This is a genomic window from Streptomyces chattanoogensis, assembly GCF_001294335.1.
GTDB classification, from domain to species: domain Bacteria; phylum Actinomycetota; class Actinomycetes; order Streptomycetales; family Streptomycetaceae; genus Streptomyces; species Streptomyces chattanoogensis.
This window is the reverse complement of sequence record NZ_LGKG01000143.1, coordinates 77,431-99,982: the sequence shown is the minus strand read 5'-3', so window position 1 is coordinate 99,982 and position 22,552 is coordinate 77,431. Positions and strand designations below refer to the sequence as shown.

Annotated in this window: 22 protein-coding genes; 13 read left to right on the top strand and 9 right to left on the bottom strand. The window is 70.8% G+C overall.

Annotation, left to right across the window (positions count from 1 at the left end; genetic code table 11):
- Window positions 1-53 precede the first annotated feature (53 nt).
- Together ADL29_RS22090 and ADL29_RS22085 are read left to right on the top strand one after the other, a co-directional pair.
- The gene (locus ADL29_RS22090; RefSeq protein ID WP_046931040.1) at window positions 54-686 is read left to right on the top strand and encodes a precorrin-8X methylmutase; all 633 of its coding nucleotides are present in this window, start codon (window positions 54-56) and stop codon (window positions 684-686) included.
- Window positions 683-2,215 carry a precorrin-2 C(20)-methyltransferase gene (locus tag ADL29_RS22085; RefSeq protein ID WP_425424266.1) on the top strand — a complete coding sequence of 511 codons (1,533 nt, stop codon included), beginning with the start codon at window positions 683-685 and terminating at the stop codon, window positions 2,213-2,215. Before ADL29_RS22090 ends, ADL29_RS22085 begins: the two co-directional genes overlap by 4 nt.
- 226 nt (window positions 2,216-2,441) lie before the next feature.
- Here the strand turns inward: ADL29_RS22085 and ADL29_RS43580 are convergent, their stop codons facing one another.
- The 4 genes from ADL29_RS43580 to ADL29_RS22070 all read right to left on the bottom strand — a co-directional run bounded on the left by ADL29_RS43580 (window position 2,442) and on the right by ADL29_RS22070 (window position 6,548).
- Entirely contained in the window at window positions 2,442-2,903 is a 462-nt protein-coding gene (locus ADL29_RS43580; RefSeq protein ID WP_157878544.1) for a hypothetical protein, read from the bottom strand.
- Between the two features lie 93 nt (window positions 2,904-2,996).
- The gene (locus tag ADL29_RS22075; RefSeq protein WP_053925336.1) at window positions 2,997-4,658 is read right to left on the bottom strand and encodes an alpha/beta hydrolase; all 1,662 of its coding nucleotides are present in this window, start codon (window positions 4,656-4,658) and stop codon (window positions 2,997-2,999) included.
- Between the two features lie 6 nt (window positions 4,659-4,664).
- Window positions 4,665-5,033, bottom strand: coding sequence for a type VII secretion target (locus ADL29_RS42785; protein WP_107095042.1), 369 nt, complete (start codon window positions 5,031-5,033; stop codon window positions 4,665-4,667).
- Between the two features lie 753 nt (window positions 5,034-5,786).
- Window positions 5,787-6,548 carry a cobalt-precorrin-6A reductase gene (locus tag ADL29_RS22070; RefSeq protein WP_053925335.1) on the bottom strand — a complete coding sequence of 254 codons (762 nt, stop codon included), beginning with the start codon at window positions 6,546-6,548 and terminating at the stop codon, window positions 5,787-5,789.
- Window positions 6,549-6,565: 17 nt separating this feature from the next.
- Here ADL29_RS22070 and ADL29_RS22065 point away from each other — a divergent pair, with 17 nt between their 5' ends.
- Window positions 6,566-7,723: a cobalt-precorrin-5B (C(1))-methyltransferase gene (locus ADL29_RS22065; RefSeq protein WP_053925347.1), complete on the top strand. Its 1,158-nt coding sequence runs from the start codon at window positions 6,566-6,568 to the stop codon at window positions 7,721-7,723.
- Between the two features lie 143 nt (window positions 7,724-7,866).
- Here ADL29_RS22065 and ADL29_RS22060 read toward each other — a convergent pair whose 3' ends face one another.
- A complete protein-coding gene (locus ADL29_RS22060) occupies window positions 7,867-8,883 on the bottom strand; it encodes an SMP-30/gluconolactonase/LRE family protein (protein ID WP_053925334.1) in 1,017 nt (338 codons plus the stop codon).
- A gap of 131 nt (window positions 8,884-9,014) precedes the next feature.
- Between ADL29_RS22060 and ADL29_RS22055 the strand changes: the two genes are divergently transcribed.
- Window positions 9,015-9,473: a MarR family winged helix-turn-helix transcriptional regulator gene (locus ADL29_RS22055; RefSeq protein WP_053925333.1), complete on the top strand. Its 459-nt coding sequence runs from the start codon at window positions 9,015-9,017 to the stop codon at window positions 9,471-9,473.
- Here ADL29_RS22055 and cobM read toward each other — a convergent pair.
- Complete coding sequence (cobM, locus tag ADL29_RS22050) at window positions 9,459-10,259, bottom strand: precorrin-4 C(11)-methyltransferase (RefSeq protein WP_053925332.1); 801 nt, start codon at window positions 10,257-10,259, stop codon at window positions 9,459-9,461. The two genes, ADL29_RS22055 and cobM, sit on opposite strands and share 15 nt — an antisense overlap.
- A gap of 46 nt (window positions 10,260-10,305) precedes the next feature.
- Window positions 10,306-11,553 (bottom strand): bifunctional cobalt-precorrin-7 (C(5))-methyltransferase/cobalt-precorrin-6B (C(15))-methyltransferase, encoded by a 1,248-nt coding sequence (locus ADL29_RS22045; RefSeq protein ID WP_053925331.1) that lies wholly within the window; start codon window positions 11,551-11,553, stop codon window positions 10,306-10,308.
- Window positions 11,554-11,765: 212 nt separating this feature from the next.
- On the opposite strand from ADL29_RS22045, the gene tsaD reads away from it, so the two are divergent.
- From tsaD to ADL29_RS22015, 6 genes are all read left to right on the top strand, one after another.
- A complete protein-coding gene (gene tsaD / locus ADL29_RS22040; protein WP_053925330.1) occupies window positions 11,766-12,827 on the top strand; it encodes a tRNA (adenosine(37)-N6)-threonylcarbamoyltransferase complex transferase subunit TsaD in 1,062 nt (353 codons plus the stop codon).
- Window positions 12,828-13,168: 341 nt separating this feature from the next.
- Window positions 13,169-14,845: an ATP-binding protein gene (locus tag ADL29_RS22035; RefSeq protein WP_053925329.1), complete on the top strand. Its 1,677-nt coding sequence runs from the start codon at window positions 13,169-13,171 to the stop codon at window positions 14,843-14,845.
- Window positions 14,842-15,255, top strand: a complete 414-nt coding sequence (locus ADL29_RS22030; protein ID WP_046927165.1) for a roadblock/LC7 domain-containing protein — start codon at window positions 14,842-14,844, stop codon at window positions 15,253-15,255. The genes ADL29_RS22035 and ADL29_RS22030 overlap by 4 nt, the downstream gene beginning before the upstream one ends.
- Window positions 15,252-15,608 carry a DUF742 domain-containing protein gene (locus tag ADL29_RS22025; RefSeq protein WP_046927164.1) on the top strand — a complete coding sequence of 119 codons (357 nt, stop codon included), beginning with the start codon at window positions 15,252-15,254 and terminating at the stop codon, window positions 15,606-15,608. The genes ADL29_RS22030 and ADL29_RS22025 overlap by 4 nt, the downstream gene beginning before the upstream one ends.
- A complete protein-coding gene (locus ADL29_RS22020; RefSeq protein WP_053925328.1) occupies window positions 15,589-16,308 on the top strand; it encodes a GTP-binding protein in 720 nt (239 codons plus the stop codon). Before ADL29_RS22025 ends, ADL29_RS22020 begins: the two co-directional genes overlap by 20 nt.
- Window positions 16,305-17,600, top strand: a complete 1,296-nt coding sequence (locus ADL29_RS22015; protein WP_053925327.1) for a cytochrome P450 — start codon at window positions 16,305-16,307, stop codon at window positions 17,598-17,600. The genes ADL29_RS22020 and ADL29_RS22015 overlap by 4 nt, the downstream gene beginning before the upstream one ends.
- A gap of 104 nt (window positions 17,601-17,704) precedes the next feature.
- Here the strand turns inward: ADL29_RS22015 and ADL29_RS22010 are convergent, their stop codons facing one another.
- Window positions 17,705-18,934: a cytochrome P450 gene (locus ADL29_RS22010; protein WP_245689574.1), complete on the bottom strand. Its 1,230-nt coding sequence runs from the start codon at window positions 18,932-18,934 to the stop codon at window positions 17,705-17,707.
- Window positions 18,935-19,215: 281 nt separating this feature from the next.
- Here ADL29_RS22010 and ADL29_RS22005 point away from each other — a divergent pair, with 281 nt between their 5' ends.
- The 3 genes from ADL29_RS22005 (at window position 19,216) to ADL29_RS46075 (ending at window position 21,565) form a co-directional block, all read left to right on the top strand.
- Complete coding sequence (locus tag ADL29_RS22005; RefSeq protein WP_053925326.1) at window positions 19,216-20,238, top strand: cation diffusion facilitator family transporter; 1,023 nt, start codon at window positions 19,216-19,218, stop codon at window positions 20,236-20,238.
- A 223-nt stretch (window positions 20,239-20,461) separates the two neighbouring features.
- A complete protein-coding gene (locus ADL29_RS22000) occupies window positions 20,462-21,442 on the top strand; it encodes a hypothetical protein (protein WP_053925325.1) in 981 nt (326 codons plus the stop codon).
- Complete coding sequence (locus tag ADL29_RS46075; protein WP_281181915.1) at window positions 21,443-21,565, top strand: hypothetical protein; 123 nt, start codon at window positions 21,443-21,445, stop codon at window positions 21,563-21,565.
- A 281-nt stretch (window positions 21,566-21,846) separates the two neighbouring features.
- Here ADL29_RS46075 and ADL29_RS21995 read toward each other — a convergent pair whose 3' ends face one another.
- The gene (locus tag ADL29_RS21995; RefSeq protein ID WP_078971185.1) at window positions 21,847-22,407 is read right to left on the bottom strand and encodes a DUF4291 domain-containing protein; all 561 of its coding nucleotides are present in this window, start codon (window positions 22,405-22,407) and stop codon (window positions 21,847-21,849) included.
- Window positions 22,408-22,552 lie beyond the last annotated feature (145 nt).

The window sequence follows — 22,552 nt, the reverse complement described above, 5'->3', positions numbered from 1 at the left end:
CCTCAGATGTGTATAAGAGACAGCGTCCCCACCACCCCGAAGGCACCGTGACCGTGACCGTATTCGACTACGAGAAGGACGGCGCGGAGATCTACCGCCAGTCCTTCGCCACCATCCGCGCCGAGGCGGACCTCGCGGGGCTGCCCGCCGATGTCAGCCAGGTCGCGGTCCGGATGATTCACGCCTGCGGCATGGTCGACCTCGTACGCGATCTCGCCTACACCCCGGAGGTCGTGAAGAGCGCCCGCGCCGCCCTGCGCGCCGGCGCCCCGATCCTCTGCGACGCCAACATGGTGGCCAGCGGCGTGACCCGTAAGCGGCTGCCCGCGGACAACGACGTCCTGTGCACCCTCACCGACCCGTCCGTCCCGGACCTGGCCGCCCGGATGGGCACCACCCGCAGCGCCGCCGCCATGGAACTGTGGCGCGACCGCATGGCGGGCGCGGTGATCGCGATCGGCAACGCCCCCACCTCCCTCTTCCGCCTCCTGGAGATGATCGAGGAGGGCGCGCCCCGCCCGGCCGCCGTCATCGGGATACCCGTCGGCTTCATCGGCGCGGCCGAGTCCAAGGACGCGCTGATCGCCCACCCGTCGAAGCTGGACCACATCGTGGTGCGCGGGCGGCGCGGCGGCAGCGCCATGACCGCGGCCGCCATCAACGCCATAGCGAGCGAGGAAGAATAAGCGTGAGCGAGCAGCAGGCCAACGCCCGTGCCACCGGCCGTCTGTACGGGGTGGGACTGGGCCCCGGCGACCCGTCGCTGATGACCGTACGCGCCGTACAGGTCATCGCCGAGGCCGATGTGGTGGCGTACCACAGCGCCCGGCACGGACGGTCCATCGCGCGTTCCATCGCCGCCGAGCACCTCCGCCCCGACCACATCGAAGAGGCGCTCGTCTACCCGGTCACCACCGAGTCGACGGACCACCCCGGCGGCTACCGCGGCGCGCTGGACGAGTTCTACGAATCCGCGGCAGCGCGCCTCGCCGCCCACCTGGACGCCGGCCGCACCGTCGCCGTCATCTCCGAGGGCGACCCGCTCTTCTACGGCTCCTACCAGCACATGCACAAACGGCTGGCTCACCGCTACCCCACCGAGGTCATCCCCGGCGTCACCTCGATCAGCGCCGCCGCGGCCCGCCTGGGCAAGCCCCTCGCCGAGGCCGACGAGGTCCTGACGATCCTTCCTGGCACGCTGCCCGAAGAGGAACTGACGGCCCGTCTGGCCGCCACCGACGCCGCCGTCGTCATGAAGCTGGGCCGTACCTTCCCGGCCGTACGCCGCGCCATGGAACGCTCCGGCCGTCTCCCGGAGGCGTGCTACGTCGAACGCGCCACCATGCCCGGCGAACGCACCGACACCCTCTCCTCCATCGACTCCGACACCGTCCCCTACTTCTCCGTCGCCGTCGTCCCCAGCCGCATCGCGAACCCTCCGGCGCCTGCGGAAGACGCGCCCGCCCTCGGGGAGGTCGTGGTGGTGGGCACCGGCCCGGCCGGCCCCCTCTGGCTGACCCCCGAGTCCCGCGGCGCCCTGGCCGCCGCCGACGACCTGGTCGGCTACACCACCTACCTCGCCCGGGTCCCTTCCCGCCCCGGCCAGCGCCGCCACGCCTCCGACAACAAGGTCGAGTCCGAACGCGCCGAACTCGCCCTGGACCTGGCCCGCCGCGGCCGCCGGGTAGCCGTCGTCTCCGGCGGCGACCCCGGCATCTTCGCCATGGCGACGGCCGTACTGGAGGTCGCCTCGTCGGACCCGTACCGCTCCGTCCCCGTCCGCGTCCTCCCCGGCGTCACCGCCGCCAACGCCGCAGCAGCCCGCGCCGGCGCCCCCCTCGGCCACGACTACGCGGTCATCTCCCTCTCCGACCGCCTCAAGCCCTGGGAAGTCATCGCCGACCGCCTCCGCTCCGCGGTGGCCGCCGACCTGGTCCTGGCCCTCTACAACCCCGGCTCCCGCTCCCGCACCTGGCAGGTCGCCAAGGCCCGCGAACTACTCCTCGAGCACCGCGCCCCCGACACCCCGGTCGTCCTGGCCCGCGACGTGGGCGGCCCCGAGGAATCCGTCCGCACGGTCCGCCTCACCGACCTGGACCCGGCCCAGGTCGACATGCGCACGATCCTGCTGGTCGGGTCGTCACAGACCCAGGCGGTACGCCGCGACGACGGCACGGAGGTCGTGTGGACGCCGCGGAGGTATCCGGAGGGGTGAGGGACGAGCGGCCCCGTCTATCGGGTGGGGCCGCCGCCGGGTCGGCCGTGATCCCGTTGAAGTAGTTGACGTAGTTGAAGTGCAGGAACGCCGGCCGTATCCGGGGAGCGCTCCTGGCACGACAAACAGTGGCCGACAAGCTCTGCGCCTGATCCGACCCCCACGCGCACGCGGCCCAGGAGAATTCGGAATTCCCCCGGGCCCCGCCCGGCGCTCACGGCGTTCGCTACTTGGACCAGTAGGGGTCGCGTACGTCGGGTGCGATGTCCTTGAGGCCGTGGGGGAAATCACCCTTGTCGATGTCACCGCTGCGGCCCGGAGATTTGGTATCCGAAATTGAAGCCGAAATAGTCACGAGATCGCCGCCCACATCGAACACGACCGAAACACCTTCGGGCGTACTGTATCTGAACGAAGGCATCTTGCGGTTCCGAGACTCGAGCTCGTACCCCTTCGCCTTCCAATGCTTTTCAACGTCCTCGGCGAGCGCCGCGATCTTCGACTTCGACACCTTGGTCCGCACATAGCAATCCCTGGAGACTGTAACTTCCCCATTCTCCTCGTTCAGCAAATTCCTGTGCTGTGACATGCCGGCCGGCCCTTTGCGCCATTTGAGGGGAGGGCTCACCGCGGCGAAGGTGTCGTCCAGAGCCGTGTCTATCTTCTTGACCGCCTCGCCTACCCCCATGGACGGTGTGGAGCAACCGGCAAGAAAGCCAGAAGATGCAAAGATAGCGCCAGTAGCGCATATAAGGAGCATCCGTCGACTCTTCATACTCACTCATCGCCTCTCTTCGGTAGTTACCTCGCCCGGCCGACCACTAACAATCTTGCCCATGTTTCTCAGCGATTCACTATTGCGGTCGAAGTAATCGGAGTGAGACGATGGATTCCATCCGGGATTCACAGCGAACCTACGTCCGCCAAAATCCTCACTGGCCGGATCCTGGCCGAAATGCAGCTCATGTGGATCAGTCATATGACCCCAGATGCCGAAGATCTTTTCCGCGTCGGACGGCGCATGAGTCACCGCGTCGCTGTCGGCCGCCCCAGCCCATACATGATCTGGGCTGACCCCGAGGTCCTCTGCCCTCTGCGCTCCGGTCCCAGGACTGCCCACAAGGATGATGTCGTCCGCAGGAATTCCCCCTTCACGCTGAGCCGCCTGCCCCAGGGTGAAAGACCCGTAACTGTGGCCGATCGCCGTGACATGCGGCCGCTCCCCCTGGTGAGTCGCCTGTATTCCATCGAGAAACCTCCCGAAGTCCCGTCCGCCCCGCCTTCCACGTTCCTCTTCCGCAACAGACGCGTCAGTGCCGGCGTCGCTATCCGAAAACGCCTGCGGAGCATCGTAGCCAAGCCAGACAATCGAGGCCGTTTTATGGCCACCCCCATCGGCCTTTTGCGCGGACTTCCAGACATCCCTGGCACGATCCCCATCGTCTCCACCCACATCCCCGAGTTGGGTGTTAAGGCCAGGCACATAGGCAGCGACATTGTCCGCCGTGTCGGGGTCCCCGTACGACAGGATGGCCCGCCCTTGCCCCTCTGGCCCAATGCCGAGCAGCAGCGGTTCCGGCTCCTCCTCGGCATCCATGATCAGGCGATTCCTGATCTTCTTGAACCCCTCGTGCCGCTCTTCCACATCGTCCGGGACCGGCTCCGGGTACATATCGATCAGCCGATCGAGGTTAACGCGATTTGCCTTGTCGCGAGTCCTTGCAGGTATCCCGTCGAGATTTCCGATGAGGTCCGGATGCAGGGCCAGCTGCTCCTGCCGCTCTTCCTCACTCATCCCCTTCCACCAGTCACGGACATTTGCCGGGTCCGTGCCCTTCTCGGGAACCGAGTCCAGCCTGAGACCAGGAGCCGCGACCTTGGAAATAATATTCGCGTCCCGTTGCGACTCCAGACCGTCAACTTTCAGCCCTCGCTCGGCCATAAGTTGCGACAGAATTTGTCCATATTTTGCGTCTGTCTCCACAGCTTGACCCAGGACGGCGAAAATGAACCGTTGGAGTTCTTCCCTCCTCTCATCCCTCTTCCGCGCCGCCTCGGGGTCTTCACCGCCCGGAGGTTCCGCGCCAGCGGGATCGACAAGCTCCCCCATAGGGGTCACCAGGAACCCTGTCCGCTTGGCCACGTCCAGAACATCCTGCATCTTCCGCTGCGATCCCTGGATTTCCTCAATAAAGGCGTCGATGGCGGCTCGAACAAGCGCACATTCTTGAGCCCCGAACTGGAAGTTGTTGCGCAGTCTCTCCATACGCGAGTGCGCCTTGACGGCCGCGTCTCCCGTCCAGTTGCCCACGGTCCGGCGCATATGGATGTCCACTCGGTCGCCGTAGCCCTCGAGGCTCGATGAGATCCGCGCCCATTCCTCCTTGGCGCTTTCCAGAGCGGACACATTGAGATCTGCCAGCTGCTGCACAGTCATGTCCATCAGGCATCATCCAAAGGGGCTGTCGTGGCGGGCGGAATTCAGCGACGCAGGACGGACCACAGGTGCGCTTGCGCCTTGCTGCTTGAATGACTGGGCGTTTGCCTCGTCAGTCTTCTCGTATTCGTCCGCGGTCAGCCTGAGGGACTGAGATACCTCTGCACATTCTTTCCGCACGTCACTGAGCCTGTCCTGCCAAGAGCGAAGGACCCTCAACAACACCCGGTCGAATTCAAACCCTTCCATCTGCCCCGGCACACCCTGATGCTGCGCATTCAGATTGCCTACGGCATTTGCGACCCCGGCCTGTATCTGCTCACCATGAACAGCGGCATCGCGAAGCAACTTAGGGTCAGCTTTAACGTCAAAGTCAAACAAAACTCTCCCCCGTTTTCCCCGTTTTCACTCGGCACGCATACCGAGGCGTCAAACCCTTTCAGCAGAAATCCGATGGCCGTGTGCGCTATCGGAGCTCCCCGCAGAGTTTGACGACCGTTCAGCATACGCTGATGGCTACAGGCAAGGGCGTAAAGATCCAGCCAGCCCTATCCCCACAAAGGAGACGAAGTAGCCCGCGTCGCAAGCTGATTCGGGCTTGCGGGGAACACACGGGGCTGGAACTCGCGGGTGTGGTCGAGGCCTTAAGGGTCCTGAACCCGATCGGCGGCGATCGGGCGCCAGAACCGCTCTTCTCCGTGCCGGCTCAACGTCCATCACCGATCTGATGGAACGCGGCAAGCTCCGCGTCCCGATCCGTCGACACTGGCGGTGGCGTCAGCAGCTCAGGCTCGCGGCACCGGTCGGACGGGCCGCGGGCTGGGGGGGGAATAGTTCTCAGGACCCGGCGATTCTGGCCAGATGGGGCGGTCATTGCTCGTGCCCTCGGCCAATTGCGTCAGCTGAGGCGCGGGCCTGCGGGAGCAGTTCGCGCTCGGAGGTGCGCTCCAGCAGGTTGGAAGCCGTCCCTGGGGCCTTCGAGCAGCTCGCCGAGGCTCAGCTCGCTCACCCGCAGGTTGGCCTCTGCCGAACTGGGTGTAACGCACGACCTGGCCCTGTTTCCTTCGGTCGGGTCGTCGTGCGTCAGACGCTGGGTGGTGGAGTGAGCCGTAGGCCGCAGGCTCCGGGGTCACGTCACCTCATCGCATGACCCCGCAGCCAATTCACCGCGTCCTCAGGATCCGCCACCTCCGGTACCCCCTCCGGCGTCGGCGGGCGGCTCACCACCACCACCGGGATGCCCGCTTCCCGGGCGGCCGTCAGTTTGGGGGCGGTGGCCGCGGCCCCGCTGTCCTTCGTCACCAGGATGTCGATGCGGTGCTTGCGCAGCAGGTCCCGTTCGCCCTCCAGGGTGAAGGGGCCGCGGTCCAGGACGGTGGTCATCCGGGGCGGGTGCGGGGGCTCGGGGGCGTCCACGGAGCGGACGAGGAACCAGAGGTCGGTGAGGTGGGCGAAGTGGGCCAGGCCCATGCGGCCGGTGGTGAGGAAGATGCGGGTGCCGGGGAGGGTGGGGAGGAGGGCGGCGGCCGCGTCGAGGGAGGCGACCGGGTGCCAGTCGTCCCCCGGTGCCGGTACCCAGCCGGGACGGCGGAGGGCCAGCAGGGGAACATGGGCGGTGGCAGCGGCCTCGGCCGCGTTGTGACTGATCGTGCCGGCGAAAGGATGGGTGGCGTCGATGAGCGCGTCCACCGCGTGCTCGCGCAGCCAGCGGGCAAGGCCCTCGGGGCCGCCGAACCCGCCGATGCGGACCTCGGAGTCGGGCAGGCGGGGCGCGGCCACCCGGCCCGCCAGCGAGGTCGTCACGCGCAGGCCCGGCTCCGCCGCCAGGTCGGCGGCAAGGCGGCGGGCCTCCGTCGTGCCGCCGAGGATCAGGACGTGGCGGGATGCGTGGGACATGAGTGGCGGTTTCCTCCGTGGCTGAAGCGCAGTCGAAGGGTACGGGGCGCGGTGGCCGGGCGGCACAGCTCGCGCATACGGGGCTGCGGCACGGCTGGACGACCGGTGCCTGTGCGACGGCGGCGAGTACGGCCGCGTACACGGCGCTGCTGAGCGGCGAGTTCCCGGATCCGGTGACGATCACGCTGCCCAAGGGGCAGACGCCGTCCTTTGCGCTCGCGGTCGAGGAGTGGTCGGCCGACCGGGCCGGCGCCATGGCCGGGGTGGTGAAGGATGCGGGGGATGATCCGGATGTGACGCACGGGGCGCTGGTGCGGGCCACGGTACGGGCATTGCCGGCCGGGTCGGGGGTCGTCTTCAAGGCGGGGCCGGGGGTCGGGACCGTCACTCGCCCCGGGCTTCCGCTGGAGGTCGGCGAGCCCGCGATCAATCCCGTACCGCGGCAGATGATGCGGGAGCATCTGACGGCGGTGGCGACCCGGCACGGGGCGGTGGCGGCCGACGTCGAGGTGGAGATCTCGGTCGATCACGGGGAGGAGATCGCGCGCAGCACGTGGAACCCCCGGCTGGGGATCCTGGGCGGGCTGTCCATCCTCGGGACCACCGGGATCGTCGTCCCGTACTCCTGCTCCGCCTGGATCGACTCCATCCGGCGCGGGGTGGATGTGGCGCGTGCGGCGGGACGGCGGCATGTGGCGGGATGTACGGGCTCGACGTCGGAGAAGGTCGCGGTCGCGCTGCATCACCTGCCCGAGGACGCGCTGCTGGACATGGGGGATTTCGCGGGGGCGGTGCTGAAGTACATCCGGCGGCATCCGGTCGACCGGCTCACGATCTGCGGCGGTTTCGCCAAGCTGTCCAAGCTGGCCGCCGGGCATCTGGATCTGCATTCCGCGCGGTCGCAGGTGGACAAGGGGTTCCTGGCGGAGCTGGCCCGGGCGGGGGGCGCGGGGGAGGAGCTGGCGGGCGCGGTCGCCGAGGCCAACACCGGGCTGGCGGCGCTGCGGTTGTGCGAGGCGGCGGGAGTGCCGCTCGGCGACCTGGTGGCGGCCACGGCCCGGGACGAGGCGCTGGCGGTGCTGCGCGGCGCCCCGGTGGCCGTCGATGTCATCTGCATCGACCGGGCGGGGATGGTGGTGGGGCGGACGGCGCCGCGGGGGCCGGGCACACCGTAAGGGCGGGGGCGTAGGCACCCCCGACGACCGCCCGACCCGAGGACCGCCCGACCCGACGACCGCCCGACCCGACGACCTCCGGACCCCACGGCCTCCCCGGCCCGACGACCACCGCCCGACGGGAGTGCCCGCGCCCCGTCCCCTCAGATCCCGTCCACCGCCGCGACGGAGAACGGCGTCTGCGGCGTGCCGGGCCCCATCGGACCGCCCTTGTCGAACTGCGAGCGGACCACGAGCAGCCGCCCGCGCTGGCGGACCAGGGTCGTGGGGATCTGGAGCGAGGTATCGGCGACCTGGCGCTCCCTGCGTGCCCTGGTGCCGTCGGCGGACAGCCGCCAACGGCTCACCGCATTGCGGGTGTTGTGGGCCGCCCAGAGCGTGCCGTGCCGGATCTCGAGACCGTCGGCCGCGGCCATGTCGCCGCCGCTCAGGGCGACCCGGCGGATCTCCCCGGAGGCGAGGTCGACGCGGTAGAGGTCACCGGCGGTCATGTCGACGGTGAGAAGAAAACGGCCCGAGGGGTCGGCGACGATGCCGTTGAGGGTGTAGGTGTCGGGCGCGTGCGGCGCCAGCGCGCCGGCCAGATCGAAGCGGGGGGTGAGCGTGCCGCGCCCGCCGGCCGCCGTGGCGCGCGCCAGCTGCTGCGGGGTGACGCGGTAGATCACGGCACGTGCGCTGTCGGTGAGGTAGGCGCTGCCGTCCGGGGCGATGGCGAGGTCGTTGACGAAGGACTTCTCCCCGCCGGTGATGTCGAAGCGGGCGAGCAGCCGGCGGTCGCGGATGTCGTACACGGCGACGCCCGCCGTGGAGTCGGTGACCCACAGCCGCCCGGCGCGGTCCACCTTCAGACCGTTGGCGGTGGCCCGCCCGTCCGTACCGGCGGGCAGAAAGACCCGCGCGGCGCGGTGGCCGGGGGTGATCCGGTAGACCGCCCCGGTGCTGTACGAACCCACGTAGAGGTCACCGGTCCGGGGGTCCTCGGCGATGCCTTCCGGGTACGCCCGGTCGTCCGGTAGGTCATAGGCGGCGTGTATCCGGGCCTGCGCGGCGCTCGCGGTCAATGGGGCCGCAGGGGCGACCGCCTTAGCCGTGGCGGCCAGCGGCAGAACGGCGGCCAGGGCCAGGGCTGCGGCCACGGGGCGGCGAAGAGATCGGGACATGGTGCCTCTCTACTGGTCCAACTGCTTCGTTTGCTCCCACACGATTAATCGAACTCGAATAGTAGTTAGAACTCTAATGCTCGTCAACGTTCTTATGTCTACCCGCTCGTTACGATGCGTGGATGACGTCCATGCCCGCCGCCGAGCGCCTCGGCTCGCACCTCAAGCGCGCCGAGCAGGCCCTCAACGCGACCAAGCACGCCGTGCTCAAGCCGGTCGGCCTGACCGTCCCGCAATACGCGGCGCTGCTGTTCCTCTCGGAGCGGCCCGGAATCTCGGCAGCCGGGCTGGCGAGGGCGTGCAGGGTCACGCCCCCGACCATGAACACCGTGCTGAAGAAGCTTCAGGAGCGCGGGCTGATCGAGCGCACGCCGCACGAATGGCACAAGAACGTGCTGGAGATCCGCCTGACGGAAGAGGGCAAGGCGGTCATGGCCGACGCGGACGCCCGGGCGATCCGGGTCGAACGCGCCCTGGCGGAAGAGTTCACCGAGGAGGAGCGCGCGTCGATCATCGCTCTCCTCGGCCGCTGCGTGGACCTTCTCGAGTCGGTCAGGCCCGCTCAGACCGAAACGTCACGGAGTATCTGAGACACCAGGCGCAGCTGCCGATCCCGGCGCCTCGCAGGCCGCGTGCGGCCGCTCCCGTTCCGCCGAATACAGATGGCTGTCCCGGAACTGCTCGGCCCCCAGCGTGCGGCCGACCATGATGACGGCCGTACGGACCACCCCCGCCGCCTTCACCTGGCCGGCGATGTCGGCAAGGGTGCCGCGCAGCACGAGTTCGTCGGGGCGGGAGGCCATCGCGACGACGGCGGCAGGGCAGTCGGGGCCGTAGTGCGGGAGGAGTTCGGCGACGACCCGGTCGACGTACATGGCGGCCAGGTGGAGGACCAGCAGCGCGCCGCTGCGCCCCAGGGTGGCGAGGTCCTCGCCTTCGGGCATGGGGGTGGCGCGCTGGGCGACGCGGGTGAGGATGACGGTCTGGCCGACGGTGGGAACGGTCAGTTCGCGCTTGAGGGCGGCGGCCGCGGCGGCGAACGCCGGCACGCCGGGCACGACCTCGTACGGCACTCCGGCCGCGTCCAGACGGCGCATCTGCTCGGCGACGGCGCTGAAGACGGACGGGTCGCCGGAGTGCAGCCGGGCGACGTCATGACCCTCCTCATGGGCGCGGACGAGTTCGGCGGTGATGGCGTCGAGGTCCATCTGCGCGGTGTCGACGAGCCGGGCGCCGGGCGGGCATTCGGCCAGCAGCTCGCGCGGCACCAGGCTGCCCGCGTACAGGCAGACCCCGCAGGAGGCGAGGGTACGGGCGCCACGCACGGTGATCAGGTCGGCGGCGCCGGGGCCTGCGCCGATGAAGTGGACGGTCATCGTTCCTCGTTCTCCAGATGCTCTGCGGATGGTGTGCGGCGTCGTTTCACGTGAAACAACGCCCCGCCTCGCTACCGGCCGGTTTGACGGCCGCCCACTGGGTCACCGGCATCGCCTGCCGCCAGCCCGTGAAGCCGCCGACCGGGACGGCGTGGGCGACGGCGAGGCGGACGAGTTCGCCGCCGTGGCGACGGTACCGGTCGGCGAGCAGGGCCTCGGACTCGAGCGTCACGGTGTTGGCGACGATCCGGCCGCCCGGCGGCAGCGCCGCCCAGCAGGCGTCCAGCAGCCCGGGGGCTGTCAGTCCGCCGCCGATGAACACCGCGTCCGGCGTCGGCAGCCCCTCCAGTGCGTCCGGCGCGGGCCCGGTGACGACGCGCAGCCCCGGTACGCCCAGCGAGTGCGCGTTACGGCCGATCCGCTCGGCCCGTACGGCATCGCGCTCGACGCTGACGGCGCGACAGCTGCGGTGTGCGCGCAGCCACTCGATGGCGATGGAGCCGGAGCCGCCGCCGACATCCCAGAGGAGTTCGCCGGGCGCGGGGCCGAGCGCGGCGAGGGTGGCGGCGCGGACATGGCGTTTGGTCAGCTGGCCGTCGTGCTCGTAGGCGTCGTCGGGGAGGCCGGGGACGAGGGCGAGCCGGCGGGCGCCGGGTTCGCGGACGCAGTCGAGCGCAATGACGTGGAGGGGGTCGGCCTCGGGCATCCGGTCCCAGGTGGCGGCCGTGCCCTCGGCGACCCGTTCGCGGTCGCCGCCGAGCTGTTCGAGGATCCGCATACGGGTCGGGCCGAAGCCGTGGTCGCGCAGCAGGCCGGCGACCTGGGACGGGGTGCCGGCGCCCGCGGACAGCACCAGCAGCCGCCGCCCGTCGTACAGCGCACCGGCCAGATTCTCGGCGGGCCGCCCGACCAGCGTGACGACCTCGGCCTCCTCCACCGGCCAGCCGAGCCGCGCGCAGGCGTACGAGACGGAGGACGGATGCGGCAGGACCTCGAGGGGAGCCCCCGTCACCTCGCCCAGCGTCCGCCCGATCCCGTAGAACATCGGGTCGCCGCTGGCCAGTACGGCGATACGGCGTCCGGCGTGCGCGGCGAGCAGCCCGGGAACGGCCGGCCGCAGCGGCGACGGCCACGGCACCCGCTCCCCCGCACACTCGGCGGGCAGCAACGCCAGCTGCCGCGCCCCGCCGATCAGCACCTCGGCCGCGCGCAGGACCCGCTGGGAGGCGGCCGGCAGACCGTCCCAGCCGTCGGCCCCGATGCCGACTACGGAGAGGGGTGGTGCGGGGGTCACTGCCGGTACCTCGGGTTCGGGACGGGGGTGGGAGCCGAACTCTACTGACCGGTGGGTACGAGCCGGCCCCGGGGGCGAGCCCCGGGCGCCCGGGCGCCCCCATCCCCTTGCCGCATCCTGTGCCGTTCACCTTGTTGCATATACTTTGCAATTACGGCATAGATGGAATAAGCCGGGAGGGAAGGACCCAAAGGAAGGAAGGGGAGGGCTCGTTGGGCTCGCCAGTGGTGCTGGGGATCGAAACGTCCTGCGACGAGACGGGGGCGGGGCTGGTGCGCGACGGCCGGCTGCTCGGCCACGCGCTGGCGTCGAGCATGGACGAGCACGCCCGGTTCGGCGGTGTGGTCCCGGAGATCGCGGCACGGGCCCATGTGCACGCCCTCACCCCGGTCGTCCGCGAGGCACTGGCCGATGCGGGGTTGCGGGCCGGGGACATCGGGGCGGTGGCGGTGACGACGGGGCCGGGGCTGTCCGGGGCGCTCCAGGTGGGGCTGGCAGGGGCCAAGGGGCTGGCGTATGCGCTGGGGGTGCCGCTGTACGGGGTGCACCACCTGGCGGGGCATGTCGCGGCCGACACTCTCGAGCACGGCCCGCTCCCCGACCCGTCCGTCGTCCTCATCGTCTCCGGCGGCCACACCTCCCTCCTCCTCGTACGTGACCTGGCGCGCGACCCGATCGTGCACCTCGGCGACACCCTCGACGATGCCGCCGGCGAGTGCTTCGACAAGGCCGCCCGGGTCTTCGGGCTGCCGTACCCCGGCGGCCCGGCCATTGACCGGACAGCGCGCGAGGGGGATCCGCGCGCTGTCCCCTTTCCCCGCCCGCTGACCACGGGACCGCCCGGCAACCGTTTCACCTTCTCCTTCTCGGGCCTGAAGACGGCGGCGGCCCGGTGGACGGAGCGTCACCGTGCCGCGGGCCACCCCCTCCCGCTCGCCGACGGTGCGGCCTCGTTCCAGGAGGCGGTGGCGGATGTCCTCACGCGCAAGGCGGTGGCCGCCTGTACCGAGCACGGCGTCGGCACCCTCGTCGTGGTCGGCGGGGTAGCCGCCAATTCGCGGGTGCGGTCGCTCGCCGAGGAGCGCTGCGCGACGGCCGGGATCAGCCTGCGGGTGCCTCCGCTGCGGCTGTGCACGGACAACGGGGCGATGATCGCGGCGGTCGGCGATCTGCTGGTACGGGCCGGGGCCGCTCCCGCACCGCTGGACGTGTCGGTCGACCCGTCGGCGCCGCTTGCGTATGCGGCGCTGCACCCGGTGGCCGCCACCCCCTGACGCCGTTTCACACCCGGATCACACCCGTTTCACACCTGGCTCACACTCGGCATCCAGAAGGCGGCGGATATCGGCGAAGCCGGGATGACCTGCGCGAATGGGGAGCCAACGCCGGAGGCTGATACGGAAGTTGCCGGATTCCGGCGACCGGCTAAAGTGCCTGGACGATCTTCGATCATTCCTTCGCCGTACCCACAGACGTACCCACAGCCGTCCCGGAGCCCCACCGACACCTGCGGATACCTGCGCCGACCCCCTCAGGGGTTTCGCTCCCGCCGGTCGTCCCGACACAATGCACGACCCCGCACCGCCCGCCGCCGTCGCTCACGAGGACCTGTTTGATGTCAGCACGGATACCCTCCCGCCGTCAGGCAGAGCGCCCGCCGCTGGGAGCGGCGCTGCGCGCCCTGGCGGCCACTCTCGTGGTGACCGGTGGACTGTGCGCGTGGGCGGTGGTGCTCGCGCCGCGGTCCGTACGGATGGAGCTCGCCTGCGCCGGCGGAGCCGGTGCGGTGCTGCTCGGCGCCGCCGTGGCCACCGCGGTGTTCCAGGCACGGCTCGCACGCCACTACCGGTCGCGGATCGGGGACATCAAGGCCGAGGCCGAGCGGCTGGCCGATGAGACGCTCCCCGCGCTGGTCGTGCAGCTGCGGGACGGAGCCTCGGTCGACACCGCGCTCAGCCGTACGGCCACCCCCACGGCCGGAGCGCATCAGCGGATCATGCGGACGCTGGCCGAGGAGGTCGGGCGCGGTGAGCGGATGCGGGCCGCGGCGATGTCCGCGTGCGCCAACGCGGCCGGCCGCGTACAGGCGCTCGCCACCGGAATGCTCGCGGACCTGCGGGAGATGGAGGACCGGCACGGCGAGGAAGTGCTCGGCGATCTGATGAAGCTGGACCATACGACGGCACAGGCGGGACGGCTGGCGGACAGCATCGCCGTACTGACCGGGGCCCGTTCCGGGCGTCGCTGGAACAAGCCGATCGCGATGGAGAGCATTCTGCGCGGTGCGATGGGGCGGATCAGCGCCTACCGCCGTATCCAGCTGCACAACAGCAGCGAGGCCGCGATCGCCGGGCATGCGGCCGAGGGCATCATGCATGCACTGGCCGAGATCATGGACAACGCCACGTCGTTCTCGCCGCCGCTGTCGCCCGTGCATGTGTACGTGGAGGAGGCGCAGGCCGGGGTCGTGGTCAGCGTCGAGGACAGCGGACTGGTGATGAGCGAGGCCGCGCTGCAGCGCGCCCAGCAGTCGGTGTCCGCGGCCACACTGGATCTGATGTCGCTGTCCGGCACGCGGCTGGGGCTCGCGGTGGTGGGCTGTCTGGCGCGTAAGCACGGGCTGAATGTGTCCTTCAGGCCGTCGGCGCGGGGCGGCACGGGTGTGGTGGTGCTGATTCCGCAGCAGTTGGTGACGCAGCCTCGGCCGCCGGCCCAGCGGGCGGAGCAGCCGCCGATCGCCGACACCGTCGTGACGGCTCCGCGGCCCTCGGTCCCGGCTCCCCGGCAGGCCCCGGACGCCGAGCCGCAGCCCCGGGCGGAGGCCCGGCCCGCGGCCGAGCCCGAGGCCACGCCCCGGTCCGACGCCCCGGCTCCCCTGCCCAGGCGCACCTCGCCGTCCGGCGCGTCCAAGGCACCGGCCGCGCGGGAGCCCGAGCCCGAGCCGGCCGCTCAGCCCGAACCCGCCTCCCAGGACCGGCCCGCCCCGCCCACCGAGTTCGGCGAAAGCGGCCTCCCCAAGCGCCGCCGTGGCCAGACCCTGGCCGCCGCCCCCATGGGTACGGGTCCGGCACACGGCCGGGCAGCCGTTGGCGGCGAGACCGCGCGGCCCACCCGCTCCCGTGAGGAGTCGGCGGCACGGTTCCGCGCCTTCCGCAAGGCCGTCCAGGGCACACCCGCCACGGACGCCGCCGACGGCACCCGTACCGACGCCGCCCCGGACACCCGTACCGACGGCCCACCCGCGTCACCCCCCGCACCCTCTCCAGCACGTCCGGAGGACGAGACCCGATGAACACCACCGACCGCAGCCTCGACTGGATGCTGGAGAACCTGCTCCAGAAGACCCCGGGTGCCCGGCATGCGCTGGTCCTCTCCCGGGACGGGCTCAAGCTCTGCCACTCCAAGGAACTGACCGTCGATCAGGCCGATCAGCTGGCCGCCATCGCCTCCGGGATCCAGAGCCTGTCGCACGGCGCGTCCGTGGAGTTCGGGGACGGTACGGGCGGCGTGCGGCAGGCGATGACGGAGTTCCACGGCGGTCTGCTGTTCATCGTGGAAGCCGGGAACGGGGCCCATCTGGCGCTGATCGCCGTCGAGGACGCCGACGTCGGCCTGATCGGCTTCAACATGAACGAGCTGGTGGAGCAGATCGGCGAGTATCTGCAGGCCGCCCCGCGCGGCGAGGGCGGTCAACCCGCATGAAACGGCTCGGTCCTGACGATGATCCGGACCGGCTCTACACCGTGACCGGCGGCCGCAGCCGGTCCGCCGACGACCGGACGCTCGACCTGGTGACCCTCATCGTCAGCGAATGCGACCCGACCCCGGGCATGCAGTCCGAGCATGCCCGGATCCTGACCATGTGCCGTCGCCCGCTGGCCGTCGTGGAGGTGGCGGCGGAGCTGCGGATGCCGGTCAGCGTGGTCCGGATCCTGCTGTCCGATCTGCTCGACCGCGGCCAGGTCACCGCCCGCCATCCGCGCACCCCCGCAACCGCCCAACTCCCCGCCGCCGACCTGCTGAAGGAGGTGCTCGATGCACTCCACCGCCTCTGAGAACGCCGCCGGGAACGCCACTGCCCCGGCCTCTGGGACCGCGGCCGGCACCGACGCCGACCGCATTCCGCTGAGCGCCACCGCCGACAACGGCCTGAAGATCGTCATCGTCGGCGGCTTCGGCGTCGGCAAGACCACCATGGTCCGCTCGGTGAGCGAGATCCGGCCGCTGAACACCGAGGAGACGATGACGCGGGCGGGCGTCGGCGTCGACGACCCGACGGGCGTCGAGGGCAAGTCGACCACCACCGTCGCCTTCGACTTCGGCCGGATCAGCATCAACGACAGCGCCGTGCTGTATCTGTTCGGCGCACCCGGCCAGGAACGCTTCTGGTTCCTGTGGGACCGTCTGTTCTCCGGCACGCTGGGCGCGGTCGTCCTGGTCGACACCCGCCGGCTGGACGACTCCTGGTACGCCATCGACCGGCTCGAGGCGCACGGGATGCCGTTCATCGTCGCGCACAACGACTTCGGCGGGGAGCCCCACACCCTGGAGCAGATCCGCGATGCGCTCGACCTCTCCCCCGAGGTACCGCTGATCTCGTGCGACGCGCGCGAGCGCGAGTCCAGCAAGGCCGTGCTGATCGCCCTGGTCGATCACCTCTACGCCCTGTCCACGCAAGCGGCCGGATCCACGCAGGAGCCCGTGTCCTTCCAGGAGCCCGTATCCGCCCAGGAGACCGCGGAGAGCGCACCGTGACCGAGCAGCAGCACCCTCCGGCCGGCGGCTGCCCGGTGCGGGCCGGTACGGCCGCCACGGACGCCGTACGGCTCTACGGCGCCGGCCTCAGCGACCCGGCCCGGCTCTACCGCGAGATGCGCACACAGCACGGGACGGTCGCGCCGGTCCTCCTCGACGGCGACATCCCCGGCTGGTTCGTCCTGGGCTACCGCGAACTGCACCAGGTCACCAGCAACCCGGAGCTGTTCGCCCGCGACTCGCGGCGCTGGCACGCCTGGGACACCATCCCCAAGGGCTGGCCGCTGCTGCCCTTCGTCGGGTACCAGCCGTCGGTGATGTTCGCCGAGGGCCCGGAGCACCGCCGCCGGGCCGGGGCGATCAGCGATGCGCTCACCGCGATCGACCAGTTCGAACTGCAGCAGATCTGCGAACGGCTGGCGGACGGGCTGATCGACGCGTTCGCCGGTTCCGGCGAGACGGATCTGATGGTCCACTACGCGGCCCGGCTGCCGCTGCTGGTCATCGCCGAGCTGTTCGGCTTCCCGCACACCGAGGTCCCCGAGCTGGCCGCCGACATCGCCGCCTCGCTGAACGAGGACGAGGGTGCGATCGCCGCGCATCAGCGGGTCGCCGCGCGCATACAGCGGCTGGTCAAGGCCAAGCAGGCACGGCCGGGCGCCGATGTGCCGTCCCGGCTGCTGGCCCATCGGGCGGGCCTGACCGGGGAGGAGGTCATCACCGACCTGCTGGTGGTGATGGCCGCCGCCCAGCAGCCGACCGCCAACTGGATCGGCAACACCCTGCGGCTGATGCTGACCGACGACCGCTTCGCGGTCAGCCTCTCCGGCGGACGCCGCAGCGTCGGCCAGGCCCTCAACGAGGTGCTCTGGCACGACACCCCGACGCAGAACTTCATCGGCCGCTGGGCGGTGCGCGACACCCAACTCGGCGGCCGCCGGATCCGTACCGGAGATCTGCTGATCCTGGGGCTGGCCGCCGCCAACACCGACCCCCAGGTACGCCCCGACACCGGCGAGGCGGGCTCCGACGGCAACCAGGCCCATATGTCCTTCAGCCACGGCGAACACGCCTGCCCCTACCCCGCTCCCGAGATCGCCGAGGTGATCGCCAAAGCGGCGGTGGAGGTGCTGCTCGACCGGCTGCCGGATGTGGTGCTGGCGGTTCCGGCCGAGGATCTGGTCTGGCATGCGTCGGTGTGGATGCGCGGACTGGTCGGCCTGCCGGTCGAGTTCACTCCCGCGTACACGCCGATTCCGGCGATGGGGGCACCGGGCGCGGTGTACGGATGACATGCGGGCCGGTGTTTCACATGAAACACCGGCCCTGATCCCGTTTCACGTGAAACATCGCCCCTGCCCGTGTTTCACGTGAAACACCGTTCCTGGAACGCCAGTTACCCTCCCGCACCCGCCGGCGTGAACCGCACCGGCAGCTCATCCAGCCCCCGTGTGAACACCCCCTGCTCCCGCGGCTCCGCCCCCGGCGCCAGTGCCACGTCCGGAAGCGCCTCCAGCAGCTGGGCCACTCCCACCTCGACCTCCGCCTTCGCCAGCAGCGCGCCGACACAGAAATGCCGGCCGAGGGCGAACGAGAGATGGTCCGCGGCGGCCGAGAAGGCGGTGGTGGCGGACAGGTCCGCGCGGTGGATGTCGAAGGTGTCCGGGTCGGCGTAGCGCCGCTCATCGCGCCCGGCCGAGCCGATCAGGCAGGTGACGGTGGAACCCTGGGGAATCTCGCCGCCGCCGATGGCGACGTCCTCCGCGACCTGCCGCATGATCATGTGCACCGGCGGGGTGTAGCGCAGCGTCTCCGCGAACGCCGGCGCGATCAGCGAGTGGTCGGCTCGCACCGCGGCCAGCTGCTCGGGGTGCCGCAGCAGGTTGTGCATCAGACTGGATATCGCCTTGTCGGTGGTCTCCCCGCCGGCCGTCAGCAGCAGGCTGCAGAACGCCTTGATGTCCTCGTCGCTCATCCGCGTTCCGTCGATCTCCGCGGCACAGAGGGTGGACAGCAGATCGTCACCGAGATTGTCGCGGCGCTCGCGGATGACGGGCAGCAGATACGCGGCGAATTCGTCCCGCGTCCGGAGTCCGGCCTCGGCCACGTCCGGATCCTGGGCGAGATTGCCGAGGAAACCGACGATCGCCGTGTACCAGCGGTGAAAACGCTCGTGATCGGCCCGGTCGAGCCCCAGCATGTCGACGATGACACCGACCGGGAAGCGCGTCGCGAACTCCGCCACCAGGTCGACGCTCCCCGCCTCCCGGAACGCATCGATGAGGTGACGGGCGTTGCGCTCGATCACCAGAAGGAACGACTGCTCCAGGGTGTTGCCGCGGAAGGCCGGCGCGACCAGCGCCCGGCGCACCGCGTGCTCGCGCCCGCTCATCTGCAGAATGGTCCGGCCGTGCACCGGCTCCAGCTGCCAGTCGTAGTTGTCCGTCGTGAACACCGGGTCCTTGAAAGCCCGTTCGACGTCTTCGTACCGCGAGATGATGTAGCTCTGGGTGGGCTCGTGGTGCAGCAGCGGAAAGTCGTCGCGCAGCACGCGATAGGCGGAATACGGGTCTGCGGCGAATTCCGGCGACAGGATGTCCGGCGCCTGCGGCGCGTGGAGGTTCACGGGCACGACTCTCCTCAGTAGGTGTACGGGACGGAGCCAGGGCATCGCGGCCGTCCGCACGACCAAGATCGTCTCTCCGGTGCACCCGCATCAAGACCTCGGCAGCACGGAAGCCACTGTCCACGCTCCGTTTCCGCCCCCTGCGCCACCTCTCCCCCACACCGCTCTGACCAGGCACGATACGCCGTTCGACGGTAATGACAACGGTCACCGGTGCAGCCTTTGGATCTCCCGCCGAAGTGCGGTTTGCTTCGCATCGACGACCCAGGAAGGAGCGCGCCATGACCGAGCACGCCCACAACCACCCGGGCGGCCACTCCCATGGCCACTCGCACGGTGTCGCCCCGGACGCCGACCGCCGCTGGCTGCGCGCCGCGCTTCTGCTCCTGACCGCGTACATGGCGGTCGAGGTCGTCATCGGCGTGCTGGCCCGGTCCCTGGCCCTGATCTCGGACGCCGCGCACATGCTCACCGACGCGGTCTCCATCATCCTGGCCCTGATCGCGATGCGGCTGGCCGCCCGGCCCGCGCGCGGCGGCTACACCTACGGCCTCAAGCGCGCCGAGATCCTCTCCGCCCAGGCCAACGGCATCACCCTGCTGCTCCTGTCGGCCTGGCTCGGCTACGAGGCCGTGCAGCGGCTGATCTCACCGCCCGAGGTGACCGGCGGGCTCGTCCTCGTCACGGCCCTCTCCGGCATCGTGATCAACCTCGTCTGCACCTGGTTCCTCTCCCGGGCGAACCGCTCCAGCCTCAACATCGAGGGCGCCTACCAGCACATCCTCACCGACCTCTTCGGCTTCGTCGCGACCGCCGTCTCCGGCCTGATCGTGCTGACCACCGGCTTCCAGCGGGCCGATGCGATCGCCACTCTCATCGTCGTCGCACTGATGCTGAAGGCCGGTACGGGCCTGGTCCGCGAGTCCGGCCGGATCTTCATGGAGGCCGCTCCGGCCGGCGTCGACCCGGACGCACTGGGCGACCACCTGGTGGCAGAGGACCAGGTCGTCGAGATCCACGACCTGCATATCTGGCAGATCACCTCCGGCCAGCCGGCCCTCTCCGCGCACATCCTGGTGGCCCCCGGCGGTGACTGCCACAAGGTCCGCCGCCGCCTCCAGGCACTCCTCAGCACGCAGTACGGCATCACCCACGCCACCTTGCAGGTCGACCACGTGGGCGAGGAAGCCGCCGCCCCCGAAGTCCTGACCCTCAGCCCCGGCCCCGCCCCCGAACCCTCTGCCGCCGACCACTGCGCGGACGCCCACGGCCCGGTCCACCGGCCGGGGCCACACGACCACTAGGTTGTTCGGCCCTCAGGGCGGTCGGGCAGTGCGGGTCGGCGATCCTGCGCGCCGCCGCACGCGCTCGCCGCCTGCCCTCAGTCCGGCCGTCCCCGGGCGTCCGACGCCGCCCCGCCTGGCCTATCGCGTCCCCCATTGGCACCGCCCCGGCTCGCGCCCGCCGCCCGCCCGGCATTGCCTGGACATCTGGCCATGTCCCTCCCACCAGGAAGGACCGGACGCGATGTCAGCGAGCGCACCCGTACGCCTCCGCGGCCGGATGAGGGAGGCGGAACGCCTGCCCGAACCGCCCCGGCGACAGCCCGTTCGCGCGCTGGGCGCCTGCGCGCTGCTGCTCATCGGCAGCCTGCTCCTGCCCCTCAGCCTGGCCACCGTATGGGCGCGCAGCGAACTGACCGACACCGACCGGTACGTGGCCACCGTCGCGCCCCTCGCCGCGAACCACACCGTCCAGGACGCCATCGTCCACGACGTCACCAACGGGGTGATGACCCACATCCGCCTCGACGGCCTCCTGAAGGCCATCCCCCGCGCCGAACGGGCCGCGCTGCTGAAGCGCTTCACCCGCGGTCTGCGCGAATTCGTCGACAAGCAGGTCCGCCAGGTTGTGACCGGGCGTTCCTTCCCCGAGGTCTGGACCGGCGTCCACCGCGCCGCCCACCGGGCGCTGGACGACAGCCTCACCGCCTCCGGCGACGCCCCGGTGACCCTCGACCTCACCCCGGTCCTCGACCGCGTCCGCCACCAGCTCGCCGGCAACGGCCTGGGCATCGACATCGCCCACCGCATCCCCCGCATGGGCGCCGAGGTCGTCCTCCTGCGCTCCCCCGACGTCCCCCGCGCCCGCCTCGCCTACCGGGCCGTCCGTACCGCCGCCCCCCTGCTCCCGTCGGCCGCCGCGGTGTGCCTGCTGGCCGGATTCCTCCTGGCCCGGCGCCGCCGTCGGGCCCTGATCTGCGCCGGGGTGGGCTGTGCCGCCACGGCCGCCCTGCTCGCGGCGGCCCTTGACCTGTTGCGGGCCCGCGCCCTGGACGGCCTCCCCGCAGTGATCCCCCGCCCGGCCGCCTCGGCGTACGCGGACACGCTCACCGGTTCGTTGCGGGACGGGGTGTGGCTGGCCATCGGCGCGGCCCTGGCGACGGCCGCGGTCGCCGCGATCGGTCCGCCTGCGGTGCGGGCGGCGCGGCGGCTGTCACCTCGCTGAGTGCTCACCCAATACCGGTCCATCGCCGATGAGTTGATGCATCTGCCCAGCTGCCTCACCAGCCCGCTCACCGACGTACTGCGGATCGCGGAGAGCCGGGGCGGGCGGCTCCGCGACGGATGACGCGGGGCCGTAACGGCTGACGTCTAGGCTGTCAGCATGAACTGCCAGTGGTGCCAAGGCACCGGATACGCGACCCGGGCGCTGGCCTACTCGCCCGGCGTGTGCCCGTTCCAGGGTCCTGCCGAGACCGTGCACCGGGCCGGCGAGTGCAGGCACTGCCGGGGGACCGGGGCGTACGACTCACGGCGGGACCCGACCTTGGAACACTGGCGCGGCGAAGGCCAACAGGCCTGAGCGAACGGCGCATCCACACCTTGAGGCTGGCCGAGTCTGCCGGACGCTCAGCCGTCGATGCCCAGCCGCTCGGCGATCGCCCGCGGTACCTCGTACGGCCGTTCCGGGGGCAGCAACCGCTGGGCCTGCGCGGCCCGGCCGCTCTGCAGCAGGGTGGCGATCTTGCGTACCCGGTCGGTGAGGTCGGTGAGGCCGACCACCCACTCGTCGGCGTAGGTGCGGATCAGGTCGCGGCCGATGCCTACCTGGATGCTGTAGTGGTTGAGGGGCGCACCGCGCAGGGAGCGTTCGGGGTCCCATTGGACGTGGACGGCGGCGACGGCGACGGCGGAGGGCTCCGAGGTCGTCAACACCGCACGCGAGAGGGCTTCTTCCCAGCCGTACCGGGTGATACGTACCGCAAGAATGCGCTGCTGGCCGGGCTTCTGGGCCCAGTTGCTGCGGTGCATCAGCCAGCGGAACGACGGCTTGATCCAGGTCATGCGGCGGAAGGAGAAGGGCGGCACGAAGCGGCCCGCTTGCAGTGCCGCTTCGGCCACGGCGGGGGCGTAGGCCTGGTAGACGGTGAGGGTGCGGGCGTCGTGGTCGGCGCGTATGTGGCGGAGCATTGGCGGCAGGGTGCCGCGTGGGGGGCCGGCGCGGCCACCCGTTTTCGGGACGGGCGGGTAAAGCCCAGGCCGAGGCGCGATGTTTCACGTGAAACGGCCGGCCGCCAAGGGGAGACAGGCGGCCGGTCGGTGTCCGTGCGGCCGG